Source organism: Streptomonospora mangrovi (assembly GCF_027604915.1).
GTDB classification, from domain to species: Bacteria; Actinomycetota; Actinomycetes; order Streptosporangiales; family Streptosporangiaceae; genus Streptomonospora; species Streptomonospora mangrovi.
Genome location: NZ_JAJAQC010000015.1, coordinates 58,062 through 82,205 on the forward strand (window position 1 = coordinate 58,062; position 24,144 = coordinate 82,205).

Genomic DNA, 24,144 nt, shown 5'->3' on the forward strand with positions numbered 1-24,144 from the left:
GGCAAGAGACCGGCAAGCTCAGCACAGGACGGGGACCTCACGTGGATGACGGCCCGACCGACGCCCGGCTGGCAGACCTCCGCCGCTTTCGCGGCCTCACCCAGGAAGGTCTCGCCGAGCGCGCCGACGTGAGCCTCGGCGTCGTCAAGAAGATCGAGGCCGGGGGTGCGGCCCGCATCGAGACCTACCACAAACTCGCCCGTGCCCTCGGCGTACGCACCTCACGCCTGTTCGAGCCCGCCGGGCCGCAACAGAACGTCCACGCCGACGAGGACAAGATCGACCTCCTGCCGATGCGGCAGGCCATCAGCCCGCCGGTCACGCTCAGCGGGAAACCCGACCTCGGCCCCGCTGATGGCGAGCCGAACCTCGACCACCTGAGGGAGTCCGCGCGGGCCGTGGCCCTGGCCTACCACCGCGACCACTACCCCCGCACCGCCGAACTGCTGCCCCACCTGATCCGGTCGGCACACGGCGCCGTCGAGCACTACGACACCGGCGTCGAGCGTGAGCAGGCACTGACGGTGCGGTCGGAGGTACTGCAAATGGCAGGCCGGTACCTCACCCAGGTCCGCGCCTACGACCTGGCGCACATGGCGCTGCGGGACGCGGTACGCGACGCGGTGTCCATCGGGGACCGCCTGAACGCGGCCTCGGGCATCATCGGGCAGGCGTGGGTACTGCTGCGGCAGGGCCGCCTGGACGAGGCTGAAGACCTGGCGAGCCGTACCGCCGATGAGGTCGAGCCGCGCCTGCCTCAGGCGTCGCGCGAGGAGCTGGCGGCGTGGGGGTGGCTGCTGCTGCGCGCCTCAGCGGCGGCGGCCCGCAACAACAGGCCGAGCGAAGCGCGGGAGCTGGTGGCGGCGGCGCGCGCGGCCGGTACGGCTCTGGGCGAGGAGGTCACCGAGCACCTGCGGGGATGGGGCACCTTCGGTCCGCTCACCGTTGATCTGAAGGCCATCGAGAACGAGATGGTGGCGGACCGCCCCGACCGGGTGCTGGCGATGTCGGACCGACTGCCGCAGGGGGTGGGCCGGGCGACCTCGGACAACTGGAACAGGCACCGGCTGGATGTGGCGGCGGCGCATGCCCAGTTGCGGCATGGAGATGAGGCGACGCGGCTACTGGTGGAGATGCGCTGGCAGGCCCCGGAGTGGATGCGGCACTAGCGACTGGCGGCGACGGCGTTCGCCAATGTGGTGCGGACTCGCAAGCACTCGCTGGCATCCGAGCAGCGGGAGTTGGCAAAGTTCCTGGCCGTCGAGCTGTAGCGCGCACCAATCGCGGCCGTGCAATAGCCCTGACAGCCGGGCAGCTCCGCCCTAGGCTGATAGTGCGATCCGACAGCCAGGAGCGGAGCCATGAGCGATCCTGCCCCCACGCCGCCCATCGGTGAGCGGGTGCGAGCCGCCCGCCGCGCCAAAGGTCTGGCCCTCGGCGCCCTCGCCGGGCTCATCGGCAGGTCCACCGGGTGGATGTCGATGGTCGAGAACGGACACCTCCCCCTGGACAAGCGGTCAGACATCGCCGCCATCGCCGAGGTCCTGGAGGTCTCAGCGGACAGCCTGCTCGGCGAACCGGCCGACGACGTCTCGGCGCGCCTGCCCACCATCAGCCTTGTCCAGCTCCGCGAGGTGCTGCACGAGTACGCCGTTGACGAGCCCCCGGACGTGCCCGTGCGTTCCCTGGACCAGACCGCGCGCGACCTCGCCATGCTGGACGACCAACTCCGACGCACCGACTACGACGCCATGATGCGCACCCTGCCCGGGGTGATGGCGGAACTGCACGCGGGAGCGCACCTGCCCGAGCCGCAGCGGTCCGAGGCGCTGCGCCAGCTCATCACGGTGTGCGGGTTGAGCGTGATCGTGATGCGGCACTTCGGGCAGTCAGACCTGGCGTGGATCAGCGGGGACCGGTCCCGCCAGGCGGCCCTGGCCCTGGGTGATCCGGTGTGGTCGGCGGCGGCCGCCTACCATCGGGCTCACGCCCGCCCCTCGGCGTCCCTCTCCCGTGCGCTGCTGTCCAGCCCTCGGGTCGCCGACGAACTGGAGCCGCACATCGGTGACGACCCGATGGCCCACCAGGTGTACGGCATGCTGCGGCTGTCGGCGGCCCTGGCCTCCCAGGTGTCGGGGGACCACGCGGAGGCGCAGCGGCACGCGCGGGAGGCCGCCGACATCGCGAGCCGGGCCGAGACTCCCGACGACCCCCAGGCGTGGGAGCTGTTCGGGGTGTCCAACGTGGGCGTGTGGCGCACGATGCTCGCGGTGGAGGCGGGCGACCCCGGGGAGGCCATGCGCATAAGCGACACCGTGCAGACCGGTGCGCTCGCGTCGAAGAACCGCCGAGCGTCCCTCCACATGGACCGGTTCCGGGCGCTGCACATGCTCGGCCGCCACCGCGCGGCAGCGCGCGAACTTCAGAAAGCTGAACGGCTTTCCCCTGCACAGGTGCGCTACTCGCCCCTGGTGCGGGAAACGGTCCGGCACATGACGTCCGTGAAAGACCCCGTGCTGCGCGGCATCGCGTGGCGAATGGGCGTGATCTGACGCCCCGACCAGCAGGATTCAGTCCTGCGGCAGCCACTCGGCGAGGTCGGGATCCCGGAGGCTCCCGAAGCCGATACGTACGTCCACCGGAGATCGCGGCCGTGCAATAGCCCTGACATTAACAAGGGTCCCGTCCTACGCTGGCAGTGGAAGCGTTAGCGAAGGACGGGACGGATTAATGAGCGAAACTACACCGATGCCCACTCGCATACGCAAATTGCGCACCGGGCGTGGCTGGAGCCAGGAGGAACTGGCCGAGGCTGCCGGGCTCAGCGTCACCACCATCAAGAAGGCCGAAGCCGACCCGCCGCGCGGCGAGGTCACCACCGGCACGCTGCACGCCATCGCGACCGCGCTGGGTGTCGACACCGTCGCCCTCTACGTCGACCGGGCGCCCCGGCCACACCTGGAGGCCGAGCCCGACTACCAAGCGATGGCGCGAATGCGCTCGGCCATCGCCCCTCCGCTGAAGATCGACGGCACGCCGATCATTGAGGCGGCCGACGACGGCGAGATTGATCTGCCCGCGATCCGGCGAGGTATCGACCGGGTGCAGGCGATGTACGGGGCCAATCGCTACGACGACGTGGCACTGGACCTGCCGCCGCTGATCCATCAGGCACACCGGGCCGTGGCCGAACTGGACAGTGACGAGGCGTACCGCACTCGCAGTTACGCCATGCAGATGGCTGGCCGGTACCTGACCCAGGTGCGCCAGATCAGCGACGCTCTGACCGCGCTGCGCGCCAGCATCCAGGACGCGGCCACCGCTGGCGACCGCTTTGCGGCAGCGTGCGCGATCTCCGGCCAGGGGTGGGCGCTGACCCGTCAGGGGCGGCTCGACGAAGCCGAACGGTTGTGCACCCTGACCGCAGACGAACTGGAACCGCAGTCGATCCGCAAGGCTTCACCGGCTGAACTCGCGGCGTGGGGACACTTGCTCTTCCGCGGGGCTGCGGCTGCCGTCAGGAACAACGGCCATGATCGGGCCGATGAGCTGATGCGAGTGGCCGATTCCGCAGCGGCCGCGTTGGGCAAGGAGACACCGTGCTGGGCCACCTTTGGTCCACTTACGGTGGCTCACAAGCGGATCGAGTTTTCGCTCTTGAAAGGGAAGCCGGACCACACCCTTCGCATGTCCGAGCGGCTGCCCGACGTGGCACAGGTCGGCCAGGTCACCCCGATCAACTGGGAGCGGCACCGGTTGGACGTGGCGCGAGCGTTGGTCCTCACCCGGGACCCCGAGCAATCCACGCACGTGCTCACCGGAATCAAGGACCGCGCCCCGGAATGGCTGCGCCGCCAGCGGAGCGCGTATGACACGGTGACAGCCATTCTCGAATCCCGCCCGCGACGGCCGACCGAGGAGATGGTCGCGCTCGCGTCCCACCTTGGAATTTCCGCCTGAATGCAGGTCGCGAACGCGACCGTTCAAGTTCGGGGCGTGGCCAAACAGCCACGCCCCTTTCTGTTTGTGCAGGTCGAAAGTGCATAGCGTCATCTTCCACAGCCCATTCAGAGGTGATGACGATGGCGATCGACCGCGCGGACGAACGCGCCGATATGGCTGGACACCCTCCGACCATGTCTCCCGAAGCCGAGAGACTGCTCCTGGCCGAGGTGCGGGATCGGTACCCCCAGTGGGAGATCACCGGCACCTCCGGCGCTTACAAGGCGAAGCACCGCACCGAGCAGCCGGACGAACGCCGGGAGCGGGCGCGCATCGTCACCGAGGTGGAGGCGGACACCGTCCAACAACTCGAAATTCGGCTTTACGTACAGCGCGCGCTGCGCGGCGACGCCGCGCTGGAACAGGCGGAGGGGGAGCGGTGACCGCCTACAAGGTGCACGACAAGGGTTCCGTGCTGGCGGTCACGGCCGACGGGCGGGAACTTACCAGTGCGCAGATCTACGACCTGTTGCAGCGCCTCACCCGCGTGGCGACCATCCTGCGCTACCGGGAGATGGTGGCGGCGTGGCCGCTCGGCACGCGGGTGACCTCCGAACACCTGCCGCAGCCGGGCACGGTGGTCGGGCACTGCCGGGCGCCCGCGCCGATGGTGATTCCGGCCTGCCACGGCCTCAGCGTGCAGACGGCCGCCGATCTGGTGCCGCTGGTGGTCGACATGCACAACGTCCACGCGGCCCCGGCCGACGTGGGCGAGGAACCGGCCCCCGGCCGGTGACCCTGACCGCCGTTTAGGGATGAGGCCCCCCTCCCCTGCGGACGGCCGCCCCGGGCGCCTCACCCCCCGTCGAGCGCGCCCGGGGCACCCCTCTCCCCTCCCACCCGGGGGGGGCGCCGCGCGGTGATGTGCCGCGCGGCACGCCCCGGGGCGGTATCCCAAGGCGCGGGCGGCGCGCCCCGGGGCGCAGTCCTCCGCCGTGAGGGACGCCGGGAGCTGAGGCCCGGTTATGACCACGGCGGTCCCCGCCCGGCGCTGTGAAGCGCGCCGGGCCGCGCCCCTGCCCTGCCAGGGGCGGGGGCGCATCCGACCCACGAACCTCTGGAGGAGTCGTGTCCCTCTACCCCTGGGAGTGGCAACTGCCGTGGGTCCACCCCGGCTGCGTGTGCGCGAACGGGACGACCTGCGCGGTCCACCCCGGCCGCCGCGAGGCCGACCGCATCGCGGGCGAGCTGGCGACGACGGCGGCCCGGACCATCGACGAGGAGTGGGCGCGGTGGAATGCGCCCGGCGAGTAGCGAGGAGGAGGAACTGGTGAAGGGCGAAGGGTGCACCGCCAACGAGGACGGGCGCCACACCTGGACTGCGGTGGCCTACGGCGAGGACGACATCGAGCGGGTCCGGCGGGTGGTCTACGACTGCCCCTGCGGCGCGGACAGGCTTGAGGAACACCGGTACTAGAGGCGGCGACGCCGGGGAGGACTCCCCGGGCGGAGAGGAAGCGCGATGGCGCAGTGCGCGATGTGCGAGGGGACGGGCGTCGTGTTCACCACGACGGACGGCGACGGGAAGAACCCGTGGAAGTCCACCCGGCCGGTCCAGTGCCCCAACTGCAAGGGAACGGGAAGGGTATGACCGTCGACTGGGCGCGAGCCCGCGCGGCGATGGCCGCGTCCCTGGACACCACCCCCGAGATCAGGGCGGCGTTCGAGCGGGTGCCCCGGCACGCGTTCATCCCCGACCGCGTGTGGCCGGTGGCCCTGGGTCCGCCCCTGGATCGCGGCTCCGAGCCCGATCGCTGGGCCGACCTGGTGTACGCCGACGAGGCCGTCGTCACCCAGGTCGCCGACGGCCGCGCCGACATCGGGCTCCCGTCGTCCTCCTCCTCGATGCCGACCATGATGGCCCGCATGATCGAGGCCGCCGACCTGCGGCCCAGGTCGCGGGTCCTGGAGATCGGCACCGGCACCGGCTACAACGCCGCGCTGCTGTGCGAACTCGTCGGCCAGGAGAACGTGGTCACCGTCGAGGTCGACCCCACGGTGGCCGCGCAGGCGCGCCGCCGCCTGGACGCCCTGGGGTACGCGCCCACGGTGGTCGTCGGCGACGGGTCGGCGGCGGCGTGGGCCGATTTCGGGGAGTTCGACGCGGTGATCGCCACGTGCAGCGTGGTGGCGGTGCCGCCCGCGTGGATCGCCCAGGTGCGCACCGGCGGGATCGTGGTGACCCCGTGGGCTCCGGCGCCGGACCTGCCCAGCGGGCTGCTGGCGCGCCTGGTCGTCGGCGGCGACCGGGCGGGCGGACGGTTCTGCGGCACCTCCAGCTTCATGCGGCTGCGGTCCCAGCGGTGGGCCGGGGGCGCCCCGCACGACCTGGACGCCGAGGCCGAGTCCGTCTCCCGGTGGGAGGGGGACCCGCGCGACCTCGTCCTGGGGGACGCCTGCCTGCAACTGGTCATGATGGCCGGTCCGTGGCGGCTTGGTCTGCGCCTGGCCGACCCCGCCGGGGAGCCCTGGGCGTGGATGTCGGCCACCGACAGCCCGTCCTGGGCGCGGCTGCACGACGACGGCCGGATCGAGCAGGGCGGACCGAGGCGGCTGTGGAACGAGGCCGAGGCGGCGTTCCGGTGGTGGACGGCCCACGGCTGCCCGCCGGTCACCGGCTACGGCCTGACCGTCGACACCGAGGGTCGGCAGTGCTTGTGGCTGCACACCCCTGACGGCGGCCCTTGGTGGCCCCACCCGGGAGTCGGCGCCCTGGGCGCCACGCGATCCCGCATGTGAGAGGCGGTCCCGCAACGTTAGCAGCGCTCCGCCCGTACGGGCGGAGCGCTGCTAACGAACCATCCCCGCACATGCGGGGAACACGTAATGCGTCAATCCGAATCTTTGTATTGAAAGGGACCATCCCCGCATATGCGGGGAACACCGCCGCACGTAGCCGAACCTCGCGCGGCCGCTGGGACCATCCCCGCGTATGCGGGGAACACCCGCCGGTGTCGAGGACCGCCAGGCCGAGCCCGGGACCATCCCCGCGTATGCGGGGAACACGGCTCGGTAATCCTCGTCTTTCTGCTCTACCAGGGACCATCCCCGCGTATGCGGGGAACACGCCGAGGACCGCGCCGACGCCTGGCCGCTGGTGGGACCATCCCCGCGTATGCGGGGAACACAAGGAGATCGGAACCAGCGGCAACCCGAACGAGGGACCATCCCCGCGTATGCGGGGAACACGTGCCTATGAATGTCGGCGAATTGGTCGCCACAGGACCATCCCCGCGTATGCGGGGAACACACGGCCCGCCGCGCAGCGGGCCGTGTTGGTACGGGACCATCCCCGCGTATGCGGGGAACACCCTTTACGAACTGGGCTGATGTAGGGCGTTATCAGAAGTAGACATTGGCACCACGTCCATAGCCTAAAAGCCGCCTCCGGCAAGCCGCCCCCGGGGGACTACCTTGCCGCTGCGGCCTCTGCGGGGACCGCGTAATCCTCCTCGCATGCCTCCGCCACTGCGCCCGCCGGAACGGGAGCGGTGATGATTCCGGTCAACGCCGTCCGCGCCCGTTCCAGTTCGGCTAACGCGGTGGTGATCCGCGTCCGTTCCGCCTCCAACGCGTCGGTGATCTCCGGGCAGGCCGGGGCGAGGTACTGGCCGTCGACCACCATGCACGGCAGGATCTCGGCGATCAGTGCCGTGCCCAGCCCCGCCGCCAGCAGGGTCCGGATGTTGCGCACCCGCGCCACGTCGTCCTCGGTGTACTCGCGGTACCCGCTGGGGAGCCGACGCGGGCGCAGGAGGCCCTGTTCCTCGTAGTAGCGCAGCGCCGGGCCGCTGACCCCGGTGCGCCGCGAGAGTTCGCCGATCCGCATGTGACCTCCCGCACAGGACTTGACCTTCAGGCTGACCTGAAGCTTTAGCGTAATCGGCATGACAGGTCAGCACAGCGCCCCGCACACCACCCCTGACACCGAGAACCAGACCGCTTCCCGCCCCGCCGACGCCGCCTCCTCCCCGGTCACCGTGCTCGGCCTCGGGCCGATGGGCAGCGCCCTCGCCCGCGCCTTCCTGCGCGCCGGGCACCCCACCACCGTGTGGAACCGGACCGCCGCCAAGGCCGACCCGCTGGTCGCCGAAGGCGCCGTCCGCGCCGACTCCGTCGCCGAGGCCGCCGCCGCGAGCCCGCTCGTCGTGGTCTGCGTGATCGACTACGACGCCGCCGAGAGCATCCTCACCCCCGCCGCCGACGCCCTGAAGGGCCGCACGGTCGTCCACCTGACCGCCGACACCCCCGCCCGCGCCCGCGCGATGGCCGACTGGGCGCGCGCCAACGGCATCGACTACCTCGACGGCGCCATCATGACCCCCACCGACACCATCGGCGGCCCCTCGGCGGTCCTCCTCTACAGCGGCCCGGCCGACCGCTACGCCGAGCACCGCTCGACGCTCGCCGCCCTCGGGGGCACCGCCACCCACCTGGGCGAGGACCCCGGGCGCGCGGCATCCTTCGACATCGCCCTGCTGGACCTGTTCTGGACCGCCATGAGCGGTGCCGCCCACGCCTTCGCCCTCGCCCGCGCCGAGGGGGTGTCAGCGGGCGAACTCGCGCCCTTTGCCACGGGCATCTCCGCGCTCCTGGGCAGCAGCATCCCCGAGATCGCGGCCAACCTCGACGCCGGGACCACCTCCGGCGACGAGGCGGCCCTCGCCTCGGCGGCGGAGGGCATGGCCCACGTCGTGCACGCGGCCCAGGCGCGCGGTCTGGACACCGGCCTCATGCGGGCGGCGCTGGCGGCGGCCCGCCGCGCGGTCGACGCCGAGGGCGGCGACACCGGGATCGAGTCGATGGTGGCGGCCATGGCCGCCCCGGCGGAAGCGACGGGACCGGCCGAACCAGCCGAACCGGCGGGCCGACGCTAGCGACGGGCGACGGACGCCCCCCGGACCCGAACCCCGCGACCCGGCTGCCCCGCCCCCGCCGCGCCCTACGCCCTCCCGGCCGACGCCGCCTCCGGCCGCCCGGGCGCCGGGGCGGGGTCCTCGGCGGCGGGGCGGGCCTCGGCGATGTAGCGCAGGACCGCCTCTCGGCTGCGCGACAGGGCCTCGATGCGGCGCTGCATGCCCTCCGCCTCGGCGCGTAGGGCGCCGATCACGCTGGGGCACGCCTCCAGGTTGGGCGCGGTGCCCTCCGCGCACGGCAGCAGATCGCGGATGACCTCGGTGGACAGCCCGGCCGAGAGCAGCCCGCGGATCCGCGCGACGGTCTCGGGGGCGTCCTCGGGGAAGTCGCGGTAGCCGTTGGGCAGCCGCCGCGACGTGATGAGCCCCTGTTCCTCGTAGTAGCGCAGCAGCCGGGTACTCACCGCCGTGCGCCGCGAAAGTTCACCGATCAGCATGCCGACCTCCGCCGACGAGTCTATGCCGCCGCGCTCAGGGCGAGAGGGGCGGCCGGGCACCACGGCACCCCGCGGCACCCCGCGGCCTCCCGCGCACGCCGCCCCGCGCCTCCGGGGTCGGCGGCGCGGGGCGGCGCAAGCGGTGCGAACGGGCGGCGGCAGGCGGCGGCGGGCAGTTCGGCAAGCACAGCGCCGCCGCCCCACCTCACACCCGCAGCGTGCCGTCCACCCGGCGCGGCAGCGGGTGCTCGGGGGTGTCGCGCAGCTCGTCGGGCAGCAGCTCCTGCGGTGCGTTCTGCCAGGTCATCGGCCGCAGGAACCGGCGGATCGAGGTGATGCCCACCGACGTGTGCAGCGCGCTGGTGGTCGCCGGCCACGGCCCGCCGTGGTGCTGGCCCCACGCCACCGCGACCCCCGTGGGGTAGCCGTTGTAGACGATGCGCCCGGCCCGGTCCCGCAGCACCGGCTCCAGCGCGGCGGTGAACTCCGCGTCGGCGTCGTCGGCGATCACCGTCGCCGTCAGCGACCCCGGCACCCGCTCCAGCGCCGCCGTCAGCTCCTCGCGGTCGCGGTAGGTGACGATGAGCGTCGCCGGACCGAAGCACTCCTCGGCGGTCTCGGGCGTGAGGTCGGCCGCCGAGGTGGCCAGCAGCCGCACCGCCGCGCCCCAGCCCGTGCCCTCGGGCGCGGTGCCCTCGGCCAGGCTGCGCACCGCCGCCGACCCGGCCAGCCGCCGCGCGCCCTCCTCGTAGCCGCCGCGCACCGACTCGCTGAGCAGCACGCCCGGCGCCAGTCCGCCCACGGCCTGGGCCATGGCGTCGGCCACCGAGGTGCCGGCCTCGTCCTCGGGCAGGAACACCAGGCCGGGCTTGGTGCAGAACTGCCCCGCGCCCAGCGTGAAGGAGCCCGTGATGCCCTGCGCGATCTCGCCGCCGCGCGCCCCGGCCGCCGCCGGCGCCACGACCAGCGGGTTCACGCTGCCCAGTTCGCCGTAGAAGGGGATGGGGTCGGGCCGCTGCGACGCGATGTCGAACAGCGCCCGCCCGCCGCGCAGCGACCCGGTGAACCCGACCGCGCGGATGGCCGGGTGCGCCACCAGCTCGGCGCCCGCCCGCACCCCGTGCACGAGGGCGAGCACGCCTTCGGGCGCGCCCTCGGCCTGCGCCGCGCGCCGCAGCGCCGCGAAGGTGCGCACCGAGGTGGCCGGGTGCGCCGGGTGGGCCTTGACGACGACGGGGCAGCCCGCCGCCAGCGCCGCCGCGGTGTCGCCGCCGGGCACGGAGAACGCCAGCGGGAAGTTGCTCGCGCCGAACACCGCCACCGGCCCCAGCGGGAGCAGCATGCGGCGCAGGTCGGGCCGCGGCCCCATCGGGGTGTCGCCGGCGTGGTCGATCACCGCCTCGGTGTAGGAGCCCTCCTCCACCGCCTCGGCGAACAGCTCGAACTGGTAGCAGGTGCGGGTCAGCTCGCCGTTGAGGCGGGTGGCGCCCAGCGCGGTCTCGCGGTCGGCCAGCTCCACGACGGCCTCGCGGTCGGCCTCCAGTTCGGCGGCGATGCGCCGCAGCAGCCCGGCGCGCCACCGGCGCCCCGCCGCGGCGAACGGCGCGGCCGCCTCGCCGGCGGCGCGGCACAGCGCGTCCAGCTCCTCGGCACCGGTCTCCTCGGCGACCACCTCCACCGGCGTGCCGGTGCGCGGGTCGATACTGGCGATCTCGGTCATGCCATTCCCCTCGGTCGGGTTCGTCTCGTGGTCGGTCGGCGGCCGGCGCTCAACCGGCCAGCGCGATGCCGGCGCTGATGGCGCAGGCGATCGCGAACATGATCACGCCCATGAGCGTCTCCATCATCGTCCAACTCTTGAGCGTGGTCTTGATGTCCAGGTCCAGGTAGCGGTTCATCAGCCAGAACCCGGAGTCGTTGACGTGGGACAGCACGGTGCCGCCGGCGGCGATGGCCACCACCACCAGCGCGACCTCGGGCTGGGACAGCCCCGCCTGGTCGGCCAGCGGCGCAACGATCGGCGCCGTGGTGACGATCGCGACGGTCTTGGAGCCCAGCGCCACCCGCAGCGCCGTGGCGATGAGGAACGCCAGCGCGATGACCGGCAGCGCGGTGCGCCCCAGCAGGTCGGCCACCGCCTCGCCGGCGCGGGTGGCCTCCAGCACCTCGCCGAACACCCCGCCGGCGCCTGTCACCAGCAGCACCAGCGCCACCGGCCCCAGCGACGCGCTCGCCGCCTTCTCGATCCGGTCGCGGGTGAACCCGCCGCGCAGGCCAAGCAGCCAGAACGACAGCAGGACCGCGACGGTCAGCGCGGTGATGGGGTGGCCGACGAACGTCATGGCCTCGCGCACCGGCCCGGCGGGGAACAGCAGCCCGGCGAAGGTGTTGAGCAGGATCAGCGCCACCGGCAGCACGACGATCGTCAGCGTCAGCCCCAGCGAGGGCGCCCGGCCGGCGCCCGCGGCCTCCTCGGCGCGCGCCTCGTCGTAGAGGGCGGCGGGCACCGGGACGAAGGTGCGCCGGCCCAGCCGGGTGCCGAACACGTAGGCGCCCAGGTACCAGGCGGGCAGACCGCACACGAGGCCCATCAAAGTGATCCAGCCGAGGTCGGCGTCCAGCAGCTCGGCGGCGGCCACCGGGCCGGGGTGGGGCGGCAGCACCGCGTGCATCATCGCCAGGCCCCCGGCCACGGGCAGGGCCACGGCCAGCAGGGAGTGCCGCGAGCGCTGCGCCACGGCGTAGATCAGCGGCACCAGGATGATGAAGCCGACGTCGAAGAACACCGGGATGCCGAAGACCAGCGCGGTGACGCCCATGGCCAGGGGCGCGCGCTTCTCCCCGAACATCGCCAGCAGCCGCTGCGACAGCAGCCGCGCCGCGCCGGTCTCCTCCATCATCCGGCCGAGCATGGCGCCCAGCGCCACGATGATCGCGATCCCGCCCAGCGTGTTGCCCATCCCCTGCTCCAGGACGGCGGGGATCTCGGCGAGGGGCAGCCCGGCGGCGAACCCCACCCCCGCGCTGACCAGCAGCAGCGCGACGAACGCGTGCAGGTTGGCGCGGATGATGAGCAGCAGGAGCAGGCCCACGCCCAGGGCCACGGCCAGGATCAGCGCCCAGTCGGGCAGCGTCCAGGCGAGTTCGGGTGCGTCGGCGGCCAGGGGCCGCGCCGCCGGGTCGGCGGTGGTGAGGGGTCGCATGCGGGGAGCCTTCGGACGGTGGGGAGCGGGCGGCGGGCCGGGCCGGAGGGGCGGCCGGGCCGCGCGGCGCGCGGGTGCGGGAGGGGTGCGGGCCGGCCGCTCCCGGGCCGGGGGGCGTGCGCCCGGGAGCGGCGGCGCGCTACCAGCGCGGCAGGCGGGGCGCGGTCCAGTCGGGGTCGGCCGCGCGCATGGCGGCGACGTCGTCGCGGTCGCGCACGTCGCTGTCCTTCCAGCGGCGGTGCAGGTCGGCGAGCGCGTCGGTGTCCAGTTCGATCCCCAGGCCGGGGTCGTCGGAGACCTCCACCGCGCCGCCGGTGAAGGTGTGCGGGCGGGTGATCACGTCCTCGTCCTGCCAGGGCCGGTGGGTGTCGCAGGCGTGCTCCAGGTTGGGCACGGCGGCGGCCACGTGCGTCATGGCGGCGAGGCTGATGCCCAGGTGGGTGTTGGAGTGCATGGACACCGACACCCCGTGGGTGCGGCACAGCGCGGCGAGGTCGAGGGTGGCGCGCAGCCCGCCCCAGTAGTGGTGGTCGGACAGCACCACCTGCACCGCGTTCTTGGCGAACGCGTCGGGGACCTCGTCGAACCCGGTGACGCACATGTTGGTGGCCAGCGGCATGTCCGTCTCGGCGTGGATGCGCGACATGGCGTCGGTGCCGGCCGAGGGGTCCTCCAGGTACTCCAGGACCCCGGTCAGCTCGCGGGCCACGCGCAGGCCGGTCTCCACCGACCACGCGCCGTTGGGGTCCAGGCGCAGCGGCATGTGGGGGAAGGCGGCGCGCAGGGCGTGCATGGCCGCGATCTCCTGGTCGGGCTCGAACGCGCCGCCCTTGAGCTTGATGGAGCCGAACCCGTAGCGGTCGATGAACAGCCGGGCCTGCTCCACCACGCCCTGGGGGTCCAGCGCGGCGCCCCAGGCGTCGGGCTCGGCACCGGGGTGGCCGGCCCACTTGTAGAACAGGTAGGCGCTGTAGTCGACCCGGTCGCGCACCTTGCCGCCGAGCAGGGCGTGCACGGGGACGCCCAGCAGGCGGCCCCAGGCGTCGAGGTAGGCGACCTCGAACACCGAGAACACGCTGGCCTTGAGCTTGGCGAGGTCGCGCTTGCCGCGCAGGCCGGAGGCGGGGACGTCGGCGGCGGTGGCGGCGGCGTCGTCGTGGCCCAGCACGTCGTCGATGAGCGCGCGCAGCGCGGTGGGCCGGGAGACGTCGGTGCCGGCCAGGCGCGCGGCGACCCGCTCGATGGCGGTGAGGTACTCGGTGTCGCCGTAGGTCTCGCCGAGGCCGACGTGGCCGCCCTCGGTCTCGACCTCAACGACGGTGCGCGGGGTCAGCGGCTGGTGCACCCCCGACAGGTTGAGCAGGGGCGGGTCGGTGATCAGGATCGGGGTGACGCGGACCTCGCGGACGAAGCGGTCGGTGGTGTAGGCCATGTGTGAGTCCTTAGCGCTGCGGTGTCGGTCCTTCGCGGTGCCCGGCGGGGGGCGGGCGGTCGTCGGCGCGGGGCCGCGGGTCAGTGCGCGGCGGGGGCGGCGGGGGCCAATCGGGCGGCGAGGTCCAGGCCGGCGGCCAGCAGGCGCTTTGCCTCGGCGAGGTGGGCGGGCGCGGGCTCGGCCAGGGGCGAGCGGACCGGGCCGACGTCGGCGCCGATCGCCTCGGCGCGCATCCGGGCGGCGGCCTTGACCAGCGACACCGCGTACCCGGTGCCCTGGTCGCGCAGCCGCACCCAGGGGATGTAGAAGCCGTCGAGGAGGCGGTCCACGGCGGCGGTGTCGCCGGCGGAGTGGGCGCGGAAGAACGCGGTGGCGATCTCGGGGGCGAAGGCGTGCACCGCCGAGGAGTAGGCGGGGATCCCGGTTGCGGCGTAGGCGCGGGCCTGGAGTTCGGCGGTGGGCACGCCGTTGAAGAACAGGAAGTCCTCGGGCACGGCGCGCACCAGGCGCTGCATGCGGTCGAGGTCGCCGTGGCCGTCCTTGAGGCCGATGACGTTGGGCACGGCGGCCAGCGCGCGCAGCCCCTCGGGGGTGAAGGCCACCTGGTCGCGCTGGTAGGCGATGACGGGCAGCCGGGTGGCGGCGGCGACGGCGGCGGTGTGGGCGACCAGGCCGTCCTGGGGGCCGCGCACCAGGTAGGGCGGCAGCAGCAGCACCGCGTCGGCGCCGGCGCGCTCGGCGGTGCGGGCGTACTCGGCGGCCAGGCGGGTGCCGTAGCCCGCGCCGGCGACCACCGGGGCGCGCCCGGCGACGTGCTCGACGGTGGCGCGGACCACGGCCTCGTAGTCGGCCGGCGCCAGGCTGAAGAACTCGCCGGTGCCGCAGGCGGCGAACACGGCGCCCGGCTCGGCGGCGAGCTGGTGGTCGAGGTAGGCGCGCAGGGCGTCGAGGGCGAGGTCGCCGTCGGCGTCGAAGGGGGTCAGCGGGAACGCGAGCACGGCGCGGTCCATCCCCGCGGCGAGGGTTTCGGCGGTCCGCCGGACGTCGTCGGGGCGGTCCGCCAGGGTGCGGGGCTCTCCCACTGCGTTCACCTTGTCTCCATATGTAGACAGCGTTTTCGTATGCAGAAGGAGGTTAATCTGGGAGACACATGCCGTCAATACACGCCCGCCCCGTGACCGAGCGCCATAGCGCCAGGTAGCCCCCGCCGCGCGGGGCCTTTGGCGGCGGGTCCGGCGCCGGGCGCGCCCGCCCGCCCCGCCGCCCCCGCACCGCCGCTGCCAGGGCGTTCGGCCGTCCACGGTTATGGATAGAATCCGCCCACATGGACGGCGGCGCGGCCGCCGCCCCGCCCGCCCCGCCCGCGCACAGGAGGTCACCGGTGGCCGACGACGACGCCAACGGCGTGCGTGAGGTGAAGTCCGCCGCCCGCACGGTCGAACTCCTCGAAGTGCTCAGCCAGCTCGACTCCCCCGCCACCCTGCGCACCCTCGCCGAGCGGATGGGCGTGCCGCGCTCCAGCCTCTACGCGCTGCTCCAGACCCTGGTCGGGCGCGGCTGGGTGCGCACCGACCCCACCGGCTCGCTGTATGCCATCGGCATCCGCGCGCTGCTCGCCGGCACCGGCTACATCGACGCCGACCCCCGCACCGCCATGGTCGGCCCCCACCTGGACGCCCTCAGCGAGCGCCTGGGCGAAACCGTGCACTTCGCCCGCCTCGACGGCCCCGACGTCGTCTACCTCGCCACCCGGGAATCCCGGCACTACCTGCGGCCCTTCAGCCGGGTCGGCCGCCGCCTGCCCGCCCACAGCACCTCGCTGGGCAAGGCGCTGCTGGCCGAGCGCACCGACGCCGAGGTCGACGCCCTGCTGCCCGCCGAACTGCCCGCCGTCACCGCCGGCACCATCACCGACCGCCCCGCCCTGTTCGCCGAACTCGCCCGCATCCGCGAACGCGGCTACTCCACCGACGACGGCGAGAACGTGGTGGGGCTGCGCTGCATCGGCGTGGCCCTGCGCTACGACCGCCCGGCGGTGGACGCGATCAGCTGCTCGCTGCCGGCCGCGCGCCACACCCCCGAGGTCGCCGACACCGCGATCGGCGCGCTGCTGGAGGTGCGCGCCACCCTGGAGCGCGGCGCCTCGACCTCCTTCGGCGCGTTCCGCATCTGACCCGTCACCCGTTCGCCACCGCCTGGACCTGCGCTGACAACACACTGGTGATTCAACGGATACCCAGCGCTGTGACGATCTCGGATAGTTACCACGTGCCCGCGCACCGCATCGGCGCCCCGGGCACAGCCCTCGCGCATCGCGAGCCGCCCCGCACGGACCCCATCCCCCGCCCTCGACACCGCGCGGCCGACCGGCTCCCGATCATCGTCTGATCCCCCTGTGGTACCCGGCGGACCCCCGGCGCCGGCGGACCCCCTTACCCGGGCCGCCGCGCGCTCCGCCACGACGCAAAGGACATACCCCCGTGTTCGCACCCACCACCACGCCCGACCACGCGGCGCCGGAGTCGACCCCCCGCCCCACCGCCGTCCAGGCCGCCGGCCGGGTCGCCGCCGTCCTGGCCCTGGCGCTGGGCGGCATCAGCGTCGCCGCCGCCCCCGCCCAGGCGCAGGAGAACCCCTACGAGCGCGGCCCCGACCCCACGGAGCGCAGCATCGAGGCGCTGCGCGGCCCGTTCGCCACCGATGAGGAGGACGTGTCCTCGCTGGTGTCCGGGTTCGGCGGCGGCACGATCTACTACCCCACCGACGACAGCGAGGGCACCTTCGGCGCCGTCGTGGTCGCCCCCGGCTACACCGCCAGCTCCTCCACCATGGCCTGGCTCGGCCCCCGCCTGGCCTCGCAGGGGTTCGTCATCTTCACCATCGACACCAACACCCGCTACGACCAGCCGGCCGACCGCGGCGAGCAGATCGGCGCGGCGCTCGACTACCTGGTCGAGGACAGCGACGTCGCCGACATCATCGACGGCGACCGGCTGGGCGCGATGGGCCACTCCATGGGCGGCGGCGGCACGCTGGAGATCGCCGCGGACCGGCCCGAACTCCAGGCGGCGATCCCGCTGACCCCGTGGAACCTGGACAAGACCTGGGGCGACGTGGACGTGCCGACCATGGTCATCGGCGCCGAGAACGACACCATCGCCTCGGTGACCACGCACTCCATCCCGTTCTACAACAGCCTGCCCGGGTCGCTGGACAAGGCGTACCTGGAGCTGAACAACGCGAGCCACTTCGCGCCCAACACCAACAACACCACCATCGCCAAGTACAGCATCGCGTGGCTGAAGCGCTTCATCGACAACGACATGCGCTACGAGCAGTTCCTCTGCCCGGCCCCCGGCCCCGACCTGGACATCTCCGACTACCGGGACACCTGCCCGCACTCCTCCTGACGCGCGCCCGGGGCGCCGGCCGCCGACGGACCGGCGGGCGCCCCGGCGGGCCGAGGAGCGCACCACGATGGCGGTCGCGGCCGGCGGCCGCCATCGGCATGCGCGCGGTGCCCCTCCGTGCGCGCCGCGCGAACGTCAAACGCGAATCCCCATAACAACTTCACAACGGGGCGTTCGGGACGGGCGAAAGGTGCCGAACGCCCATCCGCGCGGCCACGGAACCGATATGGTGCGGACGGCGATACCGCCATCTCCCCGTTTCGTGCGCAGCGAAAGAGGCATGTCCGTGTCCGATACGGTTCGGTTGATCTGCCCCCGCGGCCGCAAGCGGAGCGAACTGTGGGGGGGCGCGGCGCTGGCCCTGCTGGGGGTCGCCGGGACCGTCCTGTCGGTGGTGTGGCTGCACTGGGCCGGGATCCTCATCGGACCGCTGGTGGCGGTGGTGGGCGCCTGGCTAATCTGGGACGGCTACCGCATCCAGGTGCCGGTGCTGGAGGTGGAGGACGGCGAGTTCCGCTACGTCCGGGGCCGCTACATCGTGCGCATCCCCTTCGCCGACATCGGGTCCTACTACGTGCTGCCGGGCGCCACGCGCTCGCTGGGGCTGTGCGACCCCGCCGGCCGGCCGCGCCAGTTCCCCTCGGTCGAGGGGCGCCGCGCCAGCCGGCCCTACCTGCCGCTGACCGGACTGACCTCCTCGGCTCGCGTCGACGCGTTCATGGCCGCGGTGGGGATCCCCCCGCGCGACCGCTCGCTGACCCCGGGCCGCCGCCGCTGAAAAGCGGCGCGCGGGCCGTGCCGCCAGGGCACGGCCCGCGTCGACGGGTCGGGCGGGGGCGCTTCTTGGAAGGTGCCGCCCCGGTCCGCCTAGGAGCCGAAGTCCAGGCCCTCGGCGTCGGCGCCCAGGGTCTCCTCCAGGAACTCGGGGTTGTCGGCCAGCCAGGCGCGCGCACCCTCGTCCTCGGCGCCCTCGTGGTCGAGGATGATCGAGGTCTCCAGCGAGTTGATCTGCTCGTCGTCGAGCTTGAAGGCGCCCAGCCACTCGGCGACCTCGGGGAAGTCCTCGCCGAAGCCCTCGCGGCCGATGGAGTGCAGCGACTCCGGCTCGCCCATCGCGCCCTCGGGGTCCTCCAGGTCCTTGAGGTCCTGCTGGGCGTAGACGATGTGCGGGCGCCACAGGGTGACGACGATCGGCTCCTCGTCCTCGATGGCGGTGTTGAGGGCCTCCAGCATCGCCGGGGTGGAGGACTTCACCAGCTCGTACTCGCCGTCGAGGCCGTAGGCGGGCATCGCCTCCTCCTCGGTGGTCTGCACCAGGCCCGAGCCCGACTCGATGCCGATGATCTCGCCGTTGAAGGTGTCGGCCTCGCCCTTGAGGTCCTCGATGGAGTTGATGTCCTCCATGTAGGTGGGCACGGTCAGCTCCAGGCTGGCGCCCTCGTTCCAGGCGCCCAGGTCCTCCAGGCTGTCGCCGTACTGGTCCCAGTAGTCGCCGTGGGTGTTGGGCAGCCAGGTGTCCAGGAACAGGTCGATGTCGCCGTTGGCGGTGCCCTCGAAGACGGGCGCCACGTCGACGTTCTCGATCGTGACGTTGTAGCCCTTCTCCTCCAGGATGACCTTCCACAGGTGGGTGACGGCGATGTCCTCCTCCCACGGGATCAGGCCGATGGTGATGTCCTGGCCGCCGCCCTCGCCCTCCTCGGGGCCGGTGGAGACGCCTTCGCCGCCCCCGCCGCAGGCACTCGCCAGGAGCACCACCGACGCGGCGGCGGCGCCGACGCCGATCATCCTTCGCTTGCGGTCGCTCACGATTCCTCCAGTGTGTGTGCGGGTGGTATCAGGGAGCCCTGTCGGCGCGGGACCCGGCAGGGGGGATGGGGGGATCAGGCCGCGGCGCGCTGCGCGCGGGCGGCGGGGGAGAAGCGGGTCACGGCGCCGGTCAGCCGGTCCAGGAAGATCGCCAGGACCACCACGGCGATACCGCCCTCGAAGCCGACGGGCACGTTGCCCTGGGCGATGCCGGTGTAGACGTCGTTGCCCAGGCCGCCGGCGCCGACCATGCCGGCGATGACGACCATCGAGAGGCTGAGCATGATGATCTGGTTGACGCCCGCCATGATCGTGGCCAGCGCCAGCGGCAGTTGGATGCGCCGCAGGATCTGGGAGTCGGGCGCGCCGAACGCCTCGCCGGCCTCGACCAGCTCCTTGTCGACCTGGCGGATGCCCAGCTCGGTGAGCCGCACGCCGGGCGGCATGGCGAAGATGACGGTGGCGATGACACCGGGGACGGTGCCGATGCTGAAGAACGCGATCGCCGGCAGCAGGTAGACGAACGCCGGAAGGGTCTGCATGAAGTCCAGGACCGGCTTGACCACCGCGCTGACGCGGTCGTTCTGCGCGGCCAGGATGCCGATCGGCAGGGAGACCGCCACGGCCACCACGGTGGCCACGAGGATCAGCGCGAGGCTGCTCATGGCGTTGTCCCACTTCTCCATGCTGATGATCAGCAGGAACCCGAGGGCGCTGAAGAGGGCGACCCGCCAGCCGGCGACGAACAGCGCGAGCAGCACCAGCAGCGGGGCGACCAGCAGGGACAGTTGCACGCCGGCGATGAAGTGCAGCGCCAGCACCGCCAGCAGCACCACGGGGGACACGGCCGCGATGATCCACAGCCTCCGGTCGCGGCCGACCGCAAACGCGATGGCCACCAGCGCGGCCAGCAGCAGCAGGGCCAGCACCAGCGGGGGGTAGACGTAGCTGGAACCGAACAGGTTCATCGCCCACAGGAACAGCGGGGCGGGCAGCGAGCTGATGGCGGTGGCCACCAGGCCGCCGGCCAGCTCGGCGACGTAGAACCCGGCCCACACGGCGACGGCCACCAGGGTGGGCACGCGGTGGCGGCGCACCAGCAGGGCGCCGCCGACAACGGCGGCCGCGATCAGGGTGAACTGGGTCGCCGAGGTCATGGCGAACAGGTGGAACAGGGTCTCGACGCAGAGGTCGATGACCATGCCGACGAAGTCGAAGACCGGCTCGAAGTTGGCGCGCAGCCAGTTGATGGCGGCGTCGAAGGTGTCGCCGACGGGCACGCGCGGGACGGTGACGGTCAGGGTGGTCGCGGACATCAGCGGCTCCCCTCCGCGGCGGTGTCGGTGGCGGTGTCGGCGGCGGCCTCGGGCGCGGGCGGGCCGTCGGGCGGCGGCGCGGCGGGCGGCGCGCCGGCGGGGGCGGTGCCGCCGTCGGCGGCGGGCTCGGCGCCGGTGCCGCTGTCGGCGCCGGTGTCGGATCCGGTGGTGGGCGCCAGCGCGGCCAGCAGCGTCACCCGGGGGATCACGCCGACGAAGCGGTCGGCGTCGTCCACCACGGCCAGCGGGTAGGGGCTCTCGGCGGCCTGGCCGAACAGGTCGGCCACCGGGGTGTCGGGGTGCACGCGCGCGAGGTCGGTGTCGATGAGGGAGTCCAGCTCCTTGACGTTGTCGCGGACCGCCGCGCCGATGACGTCCTCGCGCACCGCGCCGACGAGCTGGCGGTTGCGGCGCACGACGAACGCCGACACGGTCTGGTTGTCGCGCATGGTCCGCAGCGCGGCGCGCGGGCCCTTGTCGGGGTCGATGACCGGGATCGGGGCCTCCATCACCGAGGAGGCGGTGAGGACGCGGGTGCGGTCGACGTCCTCGACGAACTGCGCCACGTAGTCGTTGGCGGGGTCGTTCAGGATCTCCTCGGCGGTGCCGATCTGGGCGACGCGGCCGTCGCGCAGCACGCAGATGCGGTCGCCCAGGCGCATGGCCTCGTTGAGGTCGTGGGTGATGAAGATGATCGTCTTGCCCAGCCGCGCCTGGAGCTCCAGCAACTGGGACTGCATGTCGCGGCGGATCAGCGGGTCCAGCGCGCTGAACGCCTCGTCCATGAGGATGATGTCGGTGTCGGCGGCCAGCGCGCGGGCCAGGCCGACGCGCTGCTGCATGCCGCCGGAGAGCTGGCCGGGAACCTTCGCCTCCCAGCCCTCCAGGCCGACCAGGGCCAGCGCCTCGCGCGCCTTGGCGTGGCGCTCGTCCTTGGCGACGCCGCGGACCTCCAGGCCGTAGGCGGCGTTGTCCAGGACCGTGCGGTGCGGGAACAGCGCGAAGTGCTGGAAGACCATGCTGATCTTCTCGCTGCGGAGTTTGCGCAGCCCCGCCTTGGGCAGCGCGGTGATGTCGGTGCCGTCGACCTCGACCGTGCCGGCGGTGGGGGGCAGCAGGCCGTTGAGCATCCGGATGAGGGTGGACTTGCCCGAGCCGGAGAGGCCCATCACCACGAAGATCTCGCCGGGCTGGACCTCGAAGGAGACGTCGATGACCGCCGCCGTGACGTTGAGGTGCTTGATCTCGTCGCGGTGCCGGCCGTCCGCCAGCAGGTCGACCGCCTTGCCCGGGCGTCTGCCGAAGATCTTGTAGAGCTTGTCTGCGCGTACTGCTGGCACGGTCTCCTCTTTGCGGCTGTACGGCCGCCGCGCGGCCGGCCGGGGGGCGGCCGGGGGCGCGGCGGGCGGGGGCGGTCTCGTCTTCCTCGGGGGCGCACCGCGCGGCAGCCGCGCCAACGGTTACCCAACGTGACCGTTTTCGCCGTTGGCGGCGTACGCGCTACGCCGTCGTCGCCGGCTCCAGGGGCTCTCGATCCGGGGCGGCGGCTGCCGCACCGGGTCGAGAAGCCCTGCGCACCGGCGGTGTCCTCACCATTCCTTAAGTCCTGTTTATGGCCGTACGAACCATACAGACCAAAGCTGACGCCGTCCCGTTCGCTCGTCACGGAGAGATAACACGTTTACGTTTGCCGAGGAAGCCGAAAGCGGACGTGCGCACCGCACTTGGGGTAAGCCGGACCGCGCGATTGTGATTTGCGACACATGCGGGAAAGCCGTGAAGACCGTCACTTCCTTCACGTCGCAGCAGCTCAAAACGGTTACGCAGGGGTCGGCCGCGTGTGAGGAGGGTGATCCCGCCCGGAGCGGGCGAACCGGCGGCGCGCGCACCGACCTGGCGGCCCGGTCGGCCGCATCCGGCCGCCGCGCGCGCCCGCGCGGACGCCCGCCCGGGCGCCCTCGGGGGCGGCGCCGGCCATCACCCACGGTGAACAGGGACGGTGCTCCCGCACCCCGGCCGCCGGGTGCCGCGCGGGGGCCGGCGGCTGGTCACGAGGGGGGCGCGGGGGCCGCGAACGCCCTACCCGCGCCGGATCGCGTCGCATACAGTCGTAGAGGTGACGCACTCCCGGATAGTCGGCTTCCTCACCGTCGCGGCGATGCTCGTCGCCATGTGGGTCCTCGAGATCGTGGACACCGTCCTGGGCGGCGCCCTCGACGCCGTCTTCGGCCTGCACTCCTGGGTCGTGGCCAACGCCTGGAGTGTGCTGACCTACCCGTTCATGCACGCCGACTTCAACCACCTGATCGGCAACTCCGTGCCGTTCCTGGTGCTGGGCTCGCTGGTGGCGTTCAGCGGTCTGGGCCGGTTCGTGTGGACCACGCTGATCGTGATGGTGGTCAGCGGGATCGGCGTCTGGCTGTTCACCCCGGAGGGCGCCCTGACGGTGGGGGCGAGCGGGCTGGTGTTCGGCTACTTCGGCTACACCGTGCTCCGCGGGATCGTCGAGCGCCGCACCGTCGACATCGTGATCATGATCTGCGTGGTCATCTTTTACGGCACCCTCATCTGGGGCGTGCTGCCGCAGCAGGAGGGCATCTCCTGGCAGGGCCACCTGTTCGGGTTCATCGGCGGCCTGTTCTCGGCCTACGCCCTCCCCCGCCGCCGCCCGCGCCCCACCCCCGCGCCCGGCTACGGCCCTTCAGGCTGGCCGGAGCGCCGCTGAGCGCCGGCCCGGAGGACGTGCAGCGCCGTCACCGCGTTTTCACCGGTCAGCGCCGTCCATCCCCCACCGAAAGTTCAGGTAGGACCGCGAGGGCGTGGGCCCGCGCTGGTCCTGGTAGCGCGACCCGTACTGCGCGGACCCGTAGGGGAACTCCGCCGGCGAGGTCAGCCGGAACATGCACAGCTGCCCGATGCGCATGCCGGGGTAGAGCTTCATCGGCAGCGTGGCGACGTTCGACAGCTCCAACGTGACATGCCCGGAGAACCCGGGGTCGATGAACCCGGCGGTGGAGTGCGTCAGCAGCCCGAGCCGCCCCAGCGAACTCTTGCCTTCGAGCCGACTGGCGATGTCGTCGGGCAGCCCCACGACCTCGTAGGTGGAGGCGAGCACGAACTCCCCCGGATGCAGGATGAACGGCTCGTCCCCGTCGGGCTCGACCAGCCGCGTCAGATGCGGCTGCTCGACGGCGGGGTCGATGTGCGGGTACTTGTGGTTCTCAAACACCCGGAAGTACCGGTCCAGCCGCACGTCGATACTGGAAGGCTGAACCAGCCCGGGTTCATACGGATCGATCTTGACCCGCCCGGACTCGATTTCAGACCTGATGTCACGATCAGAGAGCAGCACGCTCCAGAACCTACCTGCTCCGACCCACCGAGGATCCGGTTACCCGCACCCCGCCAACTTCCGGTAAGCTAACGCCGTAGCCCACCCACCTTGGGCGCTCACGCGGATGTAGTTCAATGGTAGAACTTCAGCTTCCCAAGCTGATAACGCGGGTTCGATTCCCGTCATCCGCTCCAGACAGCAAAGAGCCAGGTCAAACCGGGTTTCCGGTGACCTGGCTCTCGCCTTTTCCAGCACGTCCGAGCGGCCCGCGTGCCAGTTCCTTGC

At 72.6% G+C, this 24,144-nt stretch carries 23 protein-coding genes, 1 tRNA gene and 1 CRISPR repeat array; of the genes, 14 read left to right on the forward strand and 10 right to left on the reverse strand.

Going from position 1 to position 24,144, the window contains the following annotated elements:
* Positions 1-41 precede the first annotated feature (41 nt).
* The 8 genes from LG943_RS10705 to LG943_RS10740 all read left to right on the forward strand — a co-directional run bounded on the left by LG943_RS10705 (position 42) and on the right by LG943_RS10740 (position 6,741).
* Positions 42-1,169 carry a helix-turn-helix domain-containing protein gene (locus LG943_RS10705; RefSeq protein WP_270072079.1) on the forward strand — a complete coding sequence of 376 codons (1,128 nt, stop codon included), beginning with the start codon at positions 42-44 and terminating at the stop codon, positions 1,167-1,169.
* A 192-nt stretch (positions 1,170-1,361) separates the two neighbouring features.
* Positions 1,362-2,552, forward strand: a complete 1,191-nt coding sequence (locus tag LG943_RS10710; protein ID WP_270072080.1) for a helix-turn-helix domain-containing protein — start codon at positions 1,362-1,364, stop codon at positions 2,550-2,552.
* Positions 2,553-2,748: 196 nt separating this feature from the next.
* Positions 2,749-3,960: a helix-turn-helix domain-containing protein gene (locus LG943_RS10715; protein ID WP_270072081.1), complete on the forward strand. Its 1,212-nt coding sequence runs from the start codon at positions 2,749-2,751 to the stop codon at positions 3,958-3,960.
* A 122-nt stretch (positions 3,961-4,082) separates the two neighbouring features.
* Complete coding sequence (locus LG943_RS10720; protein WP_270072082.1) at positions 4,083-4,385, forward strand: hypothetical protein; 303 nt, start codon at positions 4,083-4,085, stop codon at positions 4,383-4,385.
* Positions 4,382-4,738 (forward strand): hypothetical protein, encoded by a 357-nt coding sequence (locus LG943_RS10725; RefSeq protein ID WP_270072083.1) that lies wholly within the window; start codon positions 4,382-4,384, stop codon positions 4,736-4,738. The genes LG943_RS10720 and LG943_RS10725 overlap by 4 nt, the downstream gene beginning before the upstream one ends.
* 332 nt (positions 4,739-5,070) lie before the next feature.
* Positions 5,071-5,256, forward strand: coding sequence for a hypothetical protein (locus tag LG943_RS10730; RefSeq protein ID WP_270072084.1), 186 nt, complete (start codon positions 5,071-5,073; stop codon positions 5,254-5,256).
* A 16-nt stretch (positions 5,257-5,272) separates the two neighbouring features.
* A complete protein-coding gene (locus LG943_RS10735; RefSeq protein ID WP_270072085.1) occupies positions 5,273-5,419 on the forward strand; it encodes a hypothetical protein in 147 nt (48 codons plus the stop codon).
* Positions 5,420-5,589: 170 nt separating this feature from the next.
* On the forward strand, positions 5,590-6,741 hold the full coding sequence (locus LG943_RS10740; RefSeq protein ID WP_270072086.1) for a methyltransferase domain-containing protein: 1,152 nt from the start codon (positions 5,590-5,592) through the stop codon (positions 6,739-6,741).
* 55 nt (positions 6,742-6,796) lie between these two features.
* Positions 6,797-7,313: direct repeats of the CRISPR family, unit length 29 nt; unit sequence GGGACCATCCCCGCGTATGCGGGGAACAC.
* A 98-nt stretch (positions 7,314-7,411) separates the two neighbouring features.
* Here the strand turns inward: LG943_RS10740 and LG943_RS10745 are convergent.
* A complete protein-coding gene (locus LG943_RS10745; RefSeq protein ID WP_333486354.1) occupies positions 7,412-7,891 on the reverse strand; it encodes a MerR family transcriptional regulator in 480 nt (159 codons plus the stop codon).
* Here LG943_RS10745 and LG943_RS10750 point away from each other — a divergent pair.
* On the forward strand, positions 7,890-8,879 hold the full coding sequence (locus tag LG943_RS10750; protein ID WP_270072087.1) for an NAD(P)-dependent oxidoreductase: 990 nt from the start codon (positions 7,890-7,892) through the stop codon (positions 8,877-8,879). The genes LG943_RS10745 and LG943_RS10750 overlap by 2 nt on opposite strands.
* Positions 8,880-8,944: 65 nt before the next feature.
* Here the strand turns inward: LG943_RS10750 and LG943_RS10755 are convergent, their stop codons facing one another.
* The 5 genes from LG943_RS10755 to LG943_RS10775 form a co-directional block, all read right to left on the reverse strand.
* Complete coding sequence (locus LG943_RS10755; RefSeq protein WP_270072088.1) at positions 8,945-9,355, reverse strand: MerR family transcriptional regulator; 411 nt, start codon at positions 9,353-9,355, stop codon at positions 8,945-8,947.
* Between the two features lie 205 nt (positions 9,356-9,560).
* Positions 9,561-11,075, reverse strand: a complete 1,515-nt coding sequence (locus LG943_RS10760) for an aldehyde dehydrogenase (NADP(+)) (protein ID WP_270072089.1) — start codon at positions 11,073-11,075, stop codon at positions 9,561-9,563.
* A 49-nt stretch (positions 11,076-11,124) separates the two neighbouring features.
* Positions 11,125-12,558 (reverse strand): GntP family permease, encoded by a 1,434-nt coding sequence (locus tag LG943_RS10765; RefSeq protein WP_270072090.1) that lies wholly within the window; start codon positions 12,556-12,558, stop codon positions 11,125-11,127.
* A 139-nt stretch (positions 12,559-12,697) separates the two neighbouring features.
* Entirely contained in the window at positions 12,698-13,990 is a 1,293-nt protein-coding gene (locus LG943_RS10770; protein WP_270072091.1) for an enolase C-terminal domain-like protein, read from the reverse strand.
* An 80-nt stretch (positions 13,991-14,070) separates the two neighbouring features.
* Positions 14,071-15,072, reverse strand: coding sequence for a 5-dehydro-4-deoxyglucarate dehydratase (locus tag LG943_RS10775; RefSeq protein WP_270072164.1), 1,002 nt, complete (start codon positions 15,070-15,072; stop codon positions 14,071-14,073).
* 242 nt (positions 15,073-15,314) lie between these two features.
* On the opposite strand from LG943_RS10775, the gene LG943_RS10780 reads away from it, so the two are divergent.
* The 3 genes from LG943_RS10780 to LG943_RS10790 all read left to right on the forward strand — a co-directional run bounded on the left by LG943_RS10780 (position 15,315) and on the right by LG943_RS10790 (position 18,178).
* Positions 15,315-16,163: an IclR family transcriptional regulator gene (locus LG943_RS10780; RefSeq protein ID WP_270072092.1), complete on the forward strand. Its 849-nt coding sequence runs from the start codon at positions 15,315-15,317 to the stop codon at positions 16,161-16,163.
* A 307-nt stretch (positions 16,164-16,470) separates the two neighbouring features.
* A complete protein-coding gene (locus tag LG943_RS10785; protein WP_408648580.1) occupies positions 16,471-17,400 on the forward strand; it encodes an alpha/beta hydrolase family protein in 930 nt (309 codons plus the stop codon).
* Between the two features lie 280 nt (positions 17,401-17,680).
* On the forward strand, positions 17,681-18,178 hold the full coding sequence (locus LG943_RS10790) for a hypothetical protein (RefSeq protein ID WP_270072093.1): 498 nt from the start codon (positions 17,681-17,683) through the stop codon (positions 18,176-18,178).
* An 89-nt stretch (positions 18,179-18,267) separates the two neighbouring features.
* Here LG943_RS10790 and LG943_RS10795 read toward each other — a convergent pair whose 3' ends face one another.
* The 3 genes from LG943_RS10795 to LG943_RS10805 form a co-directional block, all read right to left on the reverse strand.
* Positions 18,268-19,188 carry a glycine betaine ABC transporter substrate-binding protein gene (locus LG943_RS10795; protein WP_270072166.1) on the reverse strand — a complete coding sequence of 307 codons (921 nt, stop codon included), beginning with the start codon at positions 19,186-19,188 and terminating at the stop codon, positions 18,268-18,270.
* Positions 19,189-19,283: 95 nt separating this feature from the next.
* Positions 19,284-20,525 carry an ABC transporter permease gene (locus LG943_RS10800; RefSeq protein ID WP_270072094.1) on the reverse strand — a complete coding sequence of 414 codons (1,242 nt, stop codon included), beginning with the start codon at positions 20,523-20,525 and terminating at the stop codon, positions 19,284-19,286.
* A complete protein-coding gene (locus tag LG943_RS10805) occupies positions 20,525-21,832 on the reverse strand; it encodes a quaternary amine ABC transporter ATP-binding protein (RefSeq protein WP_408648582.1) in 1,308 nt (435 codons plus the stop codon). Before LG943_RS10805 ends, LG943_RS10800 begins: the two co-directional genes overlap by 1 nt.
* Positions 21,833-22,641: 809 nt before the next feature.
* Between LG943_RS10805 and LG943_RS10810 the strand changes: the two genes are divergently transcribed.
* Entirely contained in the window at positions 22,642-23,250 is a 609-nt protein-coding gene (locus LG943_RS10810; RefSeq protein WP_270072096.1) for a rhomboid family intramembrane serine protease, read from the forward strand.
* Positions 23,251-23,289: 39 nt separating this feature from the next.
* Here LG943_RS10810 and dcd read toward each other — a convergent pair whose 3' ends face one another.
* Positions 23,290-23,877 carry a dCTP deaminase gene (gene dcd, locus LG943_RS10815; RefSeq protein WP_270072097.1) on the reverse strand — a complete coding sequence of 196 codons (588 nt, stop codon included), beginning with the start codon at positions 23,875-23,877 and terminating at the stop codon, positions 23,290-23,292.
* A 102-nt stretch (positions 23,878-23,979) separates the two neighbouring features.
* Here dcd and LG943_RS10820 point away from each other — a divergent pair.
* Positions 23,980-24,053: transfer RNA gene (locus LG943_RS10820), tRNA-Gly, on the forward strand.
* The last annotated feature ends 91 nt before the right edge of the window (positions 24,054-24,144 follow it).

Coding starts and splice junctions, on each gene's coding strand:
- LG943_RS10790 (WP_270072093.1), top strand. CDS start 17,681: ATGTCCGTGTCCGATACGGTTCGGTTGATCTGCCCCCGCGGCCGCAAG.
- LG943_RS10710 (WP_270072080.1), top strand. CDS start 1,362: ATGAGCGATCCTGCCCCCACGCCGCCCATCGGTGAGCGGGTGCGAGCC.
- LG943_RS10715 (WP_270072081.1), top strand. CDS start 2,749: ATGCCCACTCGCATACGCAAATTGCGCACCGGGCGTGGCTGGAGCCAG.
- LG943_RS10765 (WP_270072090.1), bottom strand. CDS start 12,558: ATGCGACCCCTCACCACCGCCGACCCGGCGGCGCGGCCCCTGGCCGCC.
- LG943_RS10800 (WP_270072094.1), bottom strand. CDS start 20,525: ATGTCCGCGACCACCCTGACCGTCACCGTCCCGCGCGTGCCCGTCGGC.
- LG943_RS10750 (WP_270072087.1), top strand. CDS start 7,890: ATGACAGGTCAGCACAGCGCCCCGCACACCACCCCTGACACCGAGAAC.
- LG943_RS10720 (WP_270072082.1), top strand. CDS start 4,083: ATGGCGATCGACCGCGCGGACGAACGCGCCGATATGGCTGGACACCCT.
- LG943_RS10745 (WP_333486354.1), bottom strand. CDS start 7,891: ATGCCGATTACGCTAAAGCTTCAGGTCAGCCTGAAGGTCAAGTCCTGT.
- LG943_RS10770 (WP_270072091.1), bottom strand. CDS start 13,990: ATGGCCTACACCACCGACCGCTTCGTCCGCGAGGTCCGCGTCACCCCG.
- LG943_RS10760 (WP_270072089.1), bottom strand. CDS start 11,075: ATGACCGAGATCGCCAGTATCGACCCGCGCACCGGCACGCCGGTGGAG.
- LG943_RS10795 (WP_270072166.1), bottom strand. CDS start 19,188: ATGATCGGCGTCGGCGCCGCCGCCGCGTCGGTGGTGCTCCTGGCGAGT.
- LG943_RS10740 (WP_270072086.1), top strand. CDS start 5,590: ATGACCGTCGACTGGGCGCGAGCCCGCGCGGCGATGGCCGCGTCCCTG.
- LG943_RS10780 (WP_270072092.1), top strand. CDS start 15,315: ATGGACGGCGGCGCGGCCGCCGCCCCGCCCGCCCCGCCCGCGCACAGG.
- LG943_RS10755 (WP_270072088.1), bottom strand. CDS start 9,355: ATGCTGATCGGTGAACTTTCGCGGCGCACGGCGGTGAGTACCCGGCTG.